The following is a 10495-nucleotide window of genomic DNA, read 5'->3' on the forward strand; positions in this document are numbered from 1 at the left end:
AGGCCGCCGCGGCGACGATGCCGGGGATGTTCTCGAAGCCGGGAGCACGGCCCGACTCCCGTTCGTCGACGGGGCCTTGAAGGGCGTACCGCACCCCCTTGCGTACGACGAGCAGCCCGACACCCGACGGCCCGCCCCACTTGTGGGCGCTGCCCGTCAGCACCGACCAGTCACCCTCGACCGGCCCCCAGGCCAACGACTGCGCCGCGTCCACCAGCAGCGGTACGCCCGCCTCACGACACGCGGCGGCGACCGCGGCGACCGGCTGCTCCGTACCCACCTCATGGTTGGCCGACTGCAGACAGGCGAGCGCGGTGTCGGGGCGGAGGGCGGCGGCGTAAGCGTCGGGGGAGACGGCACCCGTACGCAGTACGGGCACTTCGGTCACCGACCCGCCCTCGGCCCGGTGGACCTCCGCCGCATGCAGCACCGAAGAGTGTTCGACAGCGGACACGATCAGGTGGCGCCCGACGCGGCGGCGTCCCGCAAGCGCCCCCGCGATCCCCGTGTGCACGGCCCGCGTCCCGGAGGACGTGAACACCAACTCGTCCGGACGGCAGCCCACCGCTTCGGCAGCGGCTTCACGCGCCGCGTCGAGCAGCAGCCGGGCGCGGCGCCCTTCGCGGTAGAGCCGAGCGGGGTCCGCCCACCCCTCGTCGAGCGCGGCAACAAGAGCCTGCCGAGCAACGGGATGAAGGGGAGCACTGGAAGCAGTGTCGAAGTAAGCCACATAGCAACGCTACTTCCAGCAGGACAGCGGACCTGAGGGAAGCGGACCCAGGGGCGCGGGGCTGTAATCAATCTGCGGCTCCGCCGCGTGGGCGCGACCAGCCACAGACAACCCGTACTCGCCACACAAAGCCGAACCCCCGAGCTATCAGGCGCCCCAACCACCCTTCGGCTGACCGGCGGCACGGAGGGCCCCCCTCCCCGCGAACCCCCGAAGGGCGTCGGCTAGGGTTTGGTCCGCATAAACATCCAAACCCCTGCCCGACGCAGGGCGGCGACCGACCACCGAGAAGGCCGCAGCCAACACGCGCGGGCGAGACTCTCGGGAAGGCGCTACGTGAGTCCCAACGGCTCCGACCTCCCCCACGCCCTGGGGGGCGCGGGCGGTACCCCCACGCCGCAGCGCCCGATGCGGCGGAAGCTGCTGCAGGCACTGACTGCGGGCCTGGTCCTGGCGACAGCCTCTGGTTGCTCGTACAACTGGGAAGACTTCCCCCGCCTTGGTATGCCCACCCCGACCACGGAAGAGGCTCCGCGGATCCTCTCCCTGTGGCAGGGCTCGTGGGCCGCAGCACTCGCCACGGGCGTGCTGGTCTGGGGCCTGATCCTGTGGAGTGCTTTCTTCCACCGGCGCAGCCGCACCAAGGTCGAAGTTCCCCCGCAGACCCGGTACAACATGCCCATCGAGGCGCTGTACACGGTGGTCCCCCTCATCATCGTCTCGGTGCTGTTCTACTTCACCGCCCGCGACGAGTCGGAGCTCCTCAGCCTCGACAAGAAGCCGGACGTCACGGTCAACGTCGTCGGCTACCAGTGGAGCTGGGGCTTCAACTACGTCGAGAACGTCGAGGGTTCGAACGGCGACGCGAAGACCGACAAGAACCTGGACGCGATTCCGCAGCGGTTCAAGGACGACTTCCCGGCGAACGCCGGCGGTGTCTACGACGCCGGCACGCCCGGCTCGAAGAACCCGCAGACGGGCAACCCCGGCCCGACCCTCTGGCTCCCCAAGGGCAAGACGGTCCGCTTCGTCCTCACCTCGCGTGACGTCATCCACTCCTTCTGGGTGGTGCCGTTCCTGATGAAGCAGGACGTCATCCCGGGCCACACCAACTCCTTCCAGGTGACCCCCAACAAGGAGGGCACCTTCCTCGGCAAGTGCGCCGAACTGTGCGGCGTCGACCACTCCCGGATGCTCTTCAACGTGAAGGTCGTCTCTCCCGAGCGTTACGAGGCCCACCTCAGGGAGCTCGCGGAGAAGGGCCAGACCGGTTACGTCCCGGCCGGTATCGAGCAGACGGACCACGAGAAGAACCGGGAGACGAACCAACTGTGAGCATCCTCAACGAACCTCAGGGTGCCGCGCCGGAAGACACGTACCAGAACGAGGTCCCGGTACGGCGGAAGCAGCCCGGCAACGTCGTCGTCAAGTGGCTCACCACCACGGACCACAAGACGATCGGCACGCTGTATCTGGTCACGTCGTTCGCGTTCTTCGTCATCGGCGGCGTGATGGCGCTGCTGATGCGCGCCGAGCTGGCTCGCCCCGGCAACCAGCTCATGTCGAACGAGCAGTTCAACCAGGCGTTCACGATGCACGGCACGATCATGCTGCTGATGTTCGCGACGCCGCTGTTCGCCGGTTTCACGAACTGGATCATGCCGCTGCAGATCGGTGCCCCCGATGTGGCGTTCCCGCGGCTGAACATGTTCGCCTACTGGCTGTACCTGTTCGGCTCGCTGATCGCGGTGGGCGGCTTCCTCACCCCGCAGGGCGCCGCCGACTTCGGCTGGTTCGCCTACTCGCCGCTGTCCGACGCGGTCCGCTCGCCGGGCATCGGCGCCGACATGTGGATCATGGGTCTGGCGTTCTCCGGCTTCGGCACCATCCTCGGCGCGGTCAACTTCATCACCACCATCATCTGCATGCGCGCCCCGGGCATGACCATGTTCCGCATGCCGATCTTCGTGTGGAACGTGCTGCTCACCGCGGTGCTGGTGCTGCTCGCCTTCCCGGTGCTGGCCGCCGCGCTGTTCGCGCTGGAGGCGGATCGGAAATTCGGGGCGCATATCTTCGATGCCGCGAATGGTGGCGCGTTGCTGTGGCAACACCTCTTCTGGTTCTTCGGCCATCCAGAGGTGTACATCATCGCGTTGCCGTTCTTCGGCATCATCTCCGAGGTCATCCCGGTCTTCTCCCGCAAGCCGATGTTCGGCTACATGGGCCTGATCGGCGCGACCATCGCGATCGCCGGCCTGTCGGTCACCGTGTGGGCGCACCACATGTACGTCACCGGCGGCGTGTTGTTGCCGTTCTTCTCCTTCATGACGTTCCTGATCGCCGTGCCGACGGGCGTGAAGTTCTTCAACTGGATCGGAACGATGTGGAAGGGGTCGTTGAGTTTCGAGACCCCGATGCTGTGGGCCACCGGCTTCCTGATCACCTTCACCTTCGGTGGTCTGACCGGTGTCATCCTGGCCTCGCCGCCGATGGACTTCCACGTCTCGGACTCGTACTTCGTGGTGGCGCACTTCCACTACGTGGTGTTCGGCACGGTCGTGTTCGCGATGTTCTCCGGCTTCCACTTCTGGTGGCCGAAGATGACCGGCAAGATGCTCGACGAACGCCTCGGGAAGATCACCTTCTGGACGCTGTTCATCGGCTTCCACGGCACGTTCCTCGTCCAGCACTGGCTGGGTGCCGAGGGCATGCCACGGCGGTACGCGGACTATCTCGCGGCCGACGGCTTCACCGCGCTGAACACGATCTCGACGATCAGCTCCTTCGTGCTCGGCCTGTCGATCCTGCCGTTCTTCTACAACGTGTGGAAGACCGCCAAGTACGGCAAGAAGGTCGAGGTCGACGACCCGTGGGGCTACGGCCGCTCCCTGGAGTGGGCCACGTCCTGCCCGCCGCCGCGGCACAACTTCCTCACCCTGCCGCGGATCCGCAGTGAATCCCCGGCGTTCGACCTGCACCACCCGGAGATCGCCGCCATCGACCAGCTCGAGAACGTCGGTCCCGCCGAGAAGTCCCTCGCAGGTGGCAAGGAGGCCGGCAAGTGAAGATCCAGGGCAAGATGTTCATCTGGCTGGCCGTCTTCATCCTCGCCATGGCGATCGTCTATGGCTACTGGTCGGAGGAGCCGGCCGGCACCACGGCGCTCTTCCTGGGCTTCGGCCTGAGCATCATGATCGGCTACTACCTGGCCTTCACGGCCCGGCGGGTCGACGTGGGCGCCCAGGACAACAAGGAGGCCGACGTCGCGGACGACGCCGGTGAGATCGGCTTCTTCAGCCCGCACAGCTGGCAGCCGCTCTCCCTCGGCATCGGTGGCGCGCTCGCCTTCATGGGCGTCATCTTCGGCTGGTGGCTGCTGTACTTCTCGGTGCCGATCATCATGATCGGCCTGTGGGGCTGGGTCTTCGAGTACTACCACGGTGAGAACCGCACCCAGTAACACGCGCTCGGCGCTCTGGAGCCCGGACACTCCGTCACGGAGGGTCCGGGCTCCCTCGTCTGTCGGGCAGGGCATCCCCCACACGGACCACTCGCCGCGCCGCAGTGGTCGTGCGTTCCTATGTTGAACGCATGAGCCCCTCACCGCGAGTCCCCACCATCACCAGCTGCACCCTGCTGCTGGTCACCCTGGGCGCGGGCGTCACGGCCTGCGACTCCGAGGGTCACCCGCTCTCGGCCAGGCCGTACGACGCGGCGGAACAGATCTCCTTCAACGCCCCGGTCGGCAACGGCAAGAAGGCCGACCCGGACAAACCCCTGGAGATCACCGCCGAGGGCTCCGGCGGACGCATCACCGACGTGACGGCCACGGACGCGGCCGGGCGGTACGTGGCGGGCGAACTCTCCGCGGACGGCACCCGCTGGCACAGCACCTCACCGCTCGCCGCGGGCGCCCGCTACACGGTGCGGGTGAGCACGGAGAACGGGGACGGGGCGCCCGGCCGCAAGGTCCTCGCCTTCGACACCGGCAGGCCCACCACGAAGAAGCGGCTGGGCGTCAAGTTCGGCCCTGACGCGGGGACGTACGGTGTCGGCCAGCCCGTCACGGCAGAACTCAGCGCCCCCCTCAGGGGCAAGGCGGCCCGCAAGGTCGTCGAGCGTGCCCTCAAGGTCGTCTCACAGCCCGCAGTGGAGGGCGCCTGGCACTGGGTGGACGCCAAGACCCTGCACTACCGCCCCAGGGAGTACTGGCCCGCCCACGCCACCATCCGCGCGTACAGCAACCTCTCCGGCATCAAGGTCGCCGAACGGCTCTGGGGCGGCAAGGCCAAGCCCCTGAAGCTCACCACGGGCGACCGCGTCGAGGCCGTGACGGACGCCGCCGCGCACTCGATGGCGGTCCGTCGCAACGGCAAGGTGATCAAGCGGATCCCCATCACCACCGGCAAGCCCGGCTTCGAGACCCGCAACGGCGTAAAGGTAGTGCTGGGCAAGGAGTACTTCGTACGGATGCGCGGCACCAGCATCGGCATCGCCGAGGGCAGCGCGGAGGACTACGACCTGCCCGTGTACTACGCGACCCGCGTCACCTGGAGCGGCGAGTACGTCCACGCCGCCCCCTGGTCCACCGGCTCCCAGGGCTCCGCCAACGTCAGCCACGGCTGCACCGGCATGAGCACCGCGAACGCCGCCTGGTTCTTCAAGACCGTCCGCCCCGGCGACATCGTCAAGGTCGTCAACTCGGAAGGCGACATGATGACCCCCTTCGACAACGGCTTCGGCGACTGGAACCTCGACTGGCAGAAGTGGCAGAAGGGCAGCGCGCTGGTGGAGGGGTCACGCCCGGAGGACCGGGCACGTCTGAGCCCGGTGTCGGCGTGACAGTGTCGGCCTATGCGGACGCTCAGTGGGGCGCCCCAAAGGGGCGCGGGGAACTGCGCGACAAGCCACGACGCACCCGCAGCCGCCAAACTGCCCCTTGGGACCGAGCTCTCAGGCGCTCAGGGCCTTCTGCCTCAGCAGAGAAGCCAACGCCGACGCGAACTCAACAGGCTCCACCGGCAGGATTGCCGTGGCGTCCGCCCGAGACCACGTGGCCAGCCACGCATCCTGCGGCCGCCCGATCAGCAACAGCACGGGCGGGCAGTTGAACACCTCGTCCTTGATCTGGCGGCACATCCCCATGCCGCCCATGGGTACGGCCTCACCGTCCAGCACACAGACGTCGATGCCACCCCGGTCCAGCTCTTTCAGAACCGCCGCAGGAGTCGCGCATTCGATGAACTCGACCTGAGGAACATCACTCGCCGGCCGGCGCCCCGTGGCGAGCCGCACCTGCTCCCGCGTATTGGAGTCGTCGCTGTAGACCAGCACCGTGGCGGTCGCCTGCATTGTTCCTCCGTGACTTCGGGACTCGCGTCGTAAGAACGTCGTACGGACATGGGTCATACGGTCATGGACCGCTGCGCGGATGCTACTCCCTCGGACACCTGCTACACACCGGTCCGTAGCCCCTTCCCTGAGCCATCCGAGCAGCGCACAGCGCACGGACACTCCGAACAGCACCCCCCGGGGTGAGGGCGGGATAAGCGACCGACATAATGTCGGTCGTGGCGACAGCAACGACAGTAGAAACCGGGCACGCGCACCCGTCGGTCAATCGGCCGAACCTCACCAGCGTCGGAACCATCATCTGGCTGAGTTCCGAGCTGATGTTCTTCGCGGCCCTCTTCGCGATGTACTTCACCCTGCGATCGGTGACCGGACCGACTCACTGGAAGGAGATGGCGGACACCCTCAACTTCCCGTTCTCGGCGGCCAACACCACGATCCTGGTGCTTTCCTCCCTCACCTGCCAGCTCGGCGTGTTCGCCGCCGAGCGCGGCGATGTGAAGAAGCTCCGGATGTGGTTCATCGTCACCTTCGTCATGGGTGCGGTCTTCATCGGCGGTCAGGTCTTCGAGTACACGGAGCTGGTCAAGCACGAGGGCCTCTCGCTCTCGTCCGACCCGTACGGCTCGGTGTTCTACCTGACCACCGGATTCCACGGCCTGCACGTGACGGGTGGTCTCATCGCCTTCCTGCTGGTCCTGGGGCGTACGTACGCGGCCCACAGGTTCACGCACGAGCAGGCGACCGCCGCCATCGTCGTGTCCTACTACTGGCACTTCGTCGATGTCGTCTGGATCGGCCTCTTCGCCACGATCTACATGATCAAGTAGCCGGGCCCGCTCCCGCGCACTGTCCAGAAGCACCGACGCAGAAGATCCTGACACCGGGGTAATCCGTGAAAAAGCTCTCCGCACGACGACGCCATCCGCTGGCGGCGGTCGTCGTCCTACTCATCGCGCTGGCGGCCACCGGGGGGATCTACACCCTGGTCGCGCCCCCGGACAAGGCCAAGGCCGATGAGACCGCCCAGACCCTCACCATCGAAGAGGGCCAGAAGCTCTATGCCGTGGGCTGCGCCAGCTGCCACGGCACGGGCGGTAAGGGCACCACCGACGGGCCGAGCCTGGTGGGCGTGGGTGCCGCGGCCGTCGACTTCCAGGTCGGCACCGGCCGTATGCCGGCGCAGCAGCCCGGCGCTCAGGTGCCGAAGAAGAAGAACATCTACTCGCAGGCCGAGATCGACCAGCTCGCGGCGTACATCGCCTCGCTGGGTGCCGGTCCCACCGTGCCGACCGAGAACCAGTACAGCCCGGAGGGCGCGGACATCGCCGAGGGCGGCGAGCTGTTCCGTACCAACTGCGCGCAGTGCCACAACTTCACCGGCAAGGGCGGCGCGCTGACGAACGGCAAGTACGCCCCTACGCTGGAAGACGTCGATCCGAAGCACCTCTACGAGGCCATGGAGACCGGCCCGCAGAACATGCCGTCCTTCCCCGACACCACGCTGACGGAGCAGAACAAGAAGGACATCATCGCGTACCTGGACGAGGTCAACAGCGACAAGTCGGAGAGCCCCGGCGGACTGGAGCTGGGCGGCCTCGGACCGGTCAGCGAGGGCCTGTTCGGCTGGGTCTTCGGTCTCGGTGGACTGATCGCCGTCGCCGTGTGGGTCGCCGCCCGGACCGCAAAGGCCAGGAAGTCATGAGTAGCCAAGAAACTCCACAAGAGAACCTGCCCGCCGAGCGGGCCGACGACGAGCACGGTGCGGTAGCCGTCCCGGGCGAGAAGGACCCCTTCGCGGACCCGGGACTGCCGCCCCACGAGCACCGGATCCAGGACATCGACGAGCGGGCCGCCAAGCGGTCCGAGCGTACGGTCGCCCTCCTGTTCACGCTGTCGATGCTGTCCACCGTCGCCTTCATCGCCGCGTTCGTGGCGATCCCGGTCGACAAGTCGATCTACGTCTTCCCGCTCGGGCGCATCAGCGCGCTGAACTTCGCGCTCGGTATGACCCTCGGTGTGGCGCTGTTCGCCATCGGTGCGGGTGCGGTCCACTGGGCCCGCACCCTGATGTCCGACGTGGAACTCGCCGACGAGCGGCACGCGATCGAGGCCACGCCCGAGGTCAAGGCCAAGGTCATGGAGGACTTCCGGCAGGGTGCCAAGGAGTCCGCGCTCGGCCGCCGCAAGCTGATCCGCAACACGATGTTCGGCGCGCTGGCCCTGTTCCCGCTCTCCGGCGTCGTCCTTCTGCGCGACCTCGGTCCGCTGCCGGAGGACAAGCTGCGGCACACGCTGTGGCGCAAGGGCAAGCTGCTCGTCAACATGAACACGGACGAGCCGCTGCGTCCCTCGGACGTCGCGGTCGGTTCACTGACCTTCGCCAAGCCCGAGGGCCTGGAGGAGCACGACCACGATTTCCAGAACGAGATCGCCAAGTCGGCCCTGATGATCGTCCGGATCCAGCCGGACGACATCAAGGACAAGCAGGAACTCGAGTGGTCCCACCAGGGCATCGTGGCCTACTCGAAGATCTGCACCCACGTCGGCTGCCCGATCTCCCTGTACGAGCAGCAGACGCACCACGTCCTCTGCCCCTGTCACCAGTCCACCTTCGACCTCTCCGACGGTGCCCGAGTGATCTTCGGCCCCGCTGGTCACGCCCTGCCGCAGCTGCGCATCGGTGTGAACGACGAGGGCTACCTCGAGGCGCTCGGCGACTTCGAAGAGCCCGTCGGTCCTGCTTTCTGGGAGCGCGGATGAGCACCTCACACGACGACGACCGCCGCAAGGCACCCGCGGGCGAGCGGGTCGCCGACTGGGCTGATGGCCGCCTCGGCATCTACGGCCTGGCCAAGGCCAATATGCGCAAGATCTTCCCGGACCACTGGTCCTTCATGCTGGGTGAGATCTGCCTCTACAGCTTCATCATCATCATCCTCACGGGTGTGTATCTGACGCTGTTCTTCCACCCGTCGATGAACGAGATCGAGTACCACGGCAGTTATGTGCCGATGCAGGGCCAGCTGATGTCGGAGGCGTACGCCTCCACGCTGGACATCAGCTTCGACGTCCGCGGCGGTCTGCTGATCCGGCAGATCCACCACTGGGCGGCGATCATCTTCCTGGCCGGCATGTTCGTGCACATGATGCGCGTCTTCTTCACCGGCGCCTTCCGCAAGCCGCGTGAGATCAACTGGCTGTTCGGCTTCCTGCTGTTCGTACTGGGCATGTTCACCGGTTTCACCGGCTACTCGCTCCCGGACGACCTGCTCTCCGGCACCGGTGTCCGCTTCACACAGGGCGCGATCCTGGCCACGCCGATCGTGGGCACGTACATCTCGATGTTCCTGTTCGGCGGGGAGTTCCCGGGCGGCGACTTCGTCGCGCGGTTCTACTCGATCCACATCCTGCTGTTGCCCGGCATCATGCTCGGGCTCGTGGTCGGCCACCTGATCCTGGTCTTCTACCACAAGCACACGCAGTTCGCGGGTGCCGGCCGGAGCAACAAGAACGTCGTCGGGATGCCGCTGCTGCCGGTCTACATGGCCAAGGCCGGAGGCTTCTTCTTCCTGGTCTTCGGGTTCATCGCCATGCTGTCCGCCGTCGCGTCCATCAACCCGATCTGGGTACTGGGGCCGTATCGCGCGGACCAGGTGTCCACGGGCGCCCAGCCCGACTGGTACATGGGCTTCGCCGAGGGACTGATCCGCGCCATGCCCGGCTGGGAGATCAATTTCGCCGGCCATACGCTCGTCCTGGGCGTGTTCATCCCGCTGGTGATCTTCGGTCTCTTCCTCGGAGTGATCGCGCTCTATCCGTTCATCGAGTCCTGGATCACCGGGGACAAACGCGAGCACCACATCCTGGACCGGCCGCGCAACGCGCCGACCCGGACGGCGTTCGGTGTCGCGTGGATCACCGCGTACATGATCATGCTGATCGGCGGTGGCAACGACATCATCGCCACCAGCTTCCATATGTCGATCAACGCGGTCACCTGGTTCGTCCGGATCGGGTTCTTCGCCGGGCCGGTCATCGCGTTCATCGTCACCAAACGGATCTGTCTCGGCCTGCAGCGCCGCGACAAGGACAAGGTGCTGCACGGCCGCGAGTCGGGCATCATCAAGCGCCTGCCGCACGGTGAGTTCGTCGAGGTCCACGAGCCGCTCAGCCAGGAGCAGCTGCATGTGCTCACCGCGCACGAGCAGTACGAGCCGGCCGAGATCGGCCCGACGGTCGACGAGAACGGCGTCGAGCGCAAGGTGAAGGCTCCGCAGAAGCTGAAGTCCAGGCTCAGCAAGGCGTACTACGGAGAGGACGGCCAGATCCCCAAGCCGACCGCCGAGGAGTACCAGGAGATCACGAGCGGCCACGGCCACCACTGATCTCCGATCGTTCGCCACGGCAAAG

General features: G+C 66.7%; 10 protein-coding genes. 8 read left to right on the plus strand and 2 right to left on the minus strand.

What is annotated here, in order from left to right; translation table 11 throughout:
* The coding region (locus tag IEZ21_RS47440) for a cysteine desulfurase family protein (RefSeq protein WP_373302200.1) at nucleotides 1-730 on the minus strand (730 nt) is incomplete at its 3' end.
* Between the two features lie 336 nt (nucleotides 731-1066).
* On the opposite strand from IEZ21_RS47440, the gene ctaC reads away from it, so the two are divergent.
* From ctaC to IEZ21_RS08155, 4 genes are all read left to right on the plus strand, one after another.
* On the plus strand, nucleotides 1067-2065 hold the full coding sequence (ctaC, locus tag IEZ21_RS08140) for an aa3-type cytochrome oxidase subunit II (RefSeq protein ID WP_373302188.1): 999 nt from the start codon (nucleotides 1067-1069) through the stop codon (nucleotides 2063-2065).
* The gene (gene ctaD, locus IEZ21_RS08145) at nucleotides 2062-3795 is read left to right on the plus strand and encodes an aa3-type cytochrome oxidase subunit I (RefSeq protein ID WP_033325429.1); all 1734 of its coding nucleotides are present in this window, start codon (nucleotides 2062-2064) and stop codon (nucleotides 3793-3795) included. Before ctaC ends, ctaD begins: the two co-directional genes overlap by 4 nt.
* Nucleotides 3792-4190, plus strand: a complete 399-nt coding sequence (locus IEZ21_RS08150; protein ID WP_189321188.1) for a cytochrome c oxidase subunit 4 — start codon at nucleotides 3792-3794, stop codon at nucleotides 4188-4190. The genes ctaD and IEZ21_RS08150 overlap by 4 nt, the downstream gene beginning before the upstream one ends.
* Nucleotides 4191-4321: 131 nt before the next feature.
* On the plus strand, nucleotides 4322-5572 hold the full coding sequence (locus tag IEZ21_RS08155) for a L,D-transpeptidase (RefSeq protein ID WP_189321189.1): 1251 nt from the start codon (nucleotides 4322-4324) through the stop codon (nucleotides 5570-5572).
* Nucleotides 5573-5683: 111 nt separating this feature from the next.
* On the opposite strand, the gene IEZ21_RS08160 is transcribed toward IEZ21_RS08155, so the two are convergent.
* Entirely contained in the window at nucleotides 5684-6082 is a 399-nt protein-coding gene (locus IEZ21_RS08160; protein ID WP_033325425.1) for a response regulator, read from the minus strand.
* 209 nt (nucleotides 6083-6291) lie between these two features.
* On the opposite strand from IEZ21_RS08160, the gene ctaE reads away from it, so the two are divergent.
* The 4 genes from ctaE to qcrB all read left to right on the plus strand — a co-directional run bounded on the left by ctaE (nucleotide 6292) and on the right by qcrB (nucleotide 10470).
* Nucleotides 6292-6912, plus strand: a complete 621-nt coding sequence (gene ctaE / locus IEZ21_RS08165; RefSeq protein WP_033325423.1) for an aa3-type cytochrome oxidase subunit III — start codon at nucleotides 6292-6294, stop codon at nucleotides 6910-6912.
* Between the two features lie 65 nt (nucleotides 6913-6977).
* A complete protein-coding gene (qcrC, locus tag IEZ21_RS08170) occupies nucleotides 6978-7787 on the plus strand; it encodes a cytochrome bc1 complex diheme cytochrome c subunit (RefSeq protein ID WP_189321190.1) in 810 nt (269 codons plus the stop codon).
* On the plus strand, nucleotides 7784-8845 hold the full coding sequence (gene qcrA / locus IEZ21_RS08175; RefSeq protein WP_189321191.1) for a cytochrome bc1 complex Rieske iron-sulfur subunit: 1062 nt from the start codon (nucleotides 7784-7786) through the stop codon (nucleotides 8843-8845). Before qcrC ends, qcrA begins: the two co-directional genes overlap by 4 nt.
* On the plus strand, nucleotides 8842-10470 hold the full coding sequence (gene qcrB, locus IEZ21_RS08180; protein WP_189321192.1) for a cytochrome bc1 complex cytochrome b subunit: 1629 nt from the start codon (nucleotides 8842-8844) through the stop codon (nucleotides 10468-10470). The genes qcrA and qcrB overlap by 4 nt, the downstream gene beginning before the upstream one ends.
* Nucleotides 10471-10495 lie beyond the last annotated feature (25 nt).

Source organism: Streptomyces flaveus (assembly GCF_014647675.1).
GTDB classification, from domain to species: Bacteria; Actinomycetota; Actinomycetes; order Streptomycetales; family Streptomycetaceae; genus Streptomyces; species Streptomyces flaveus.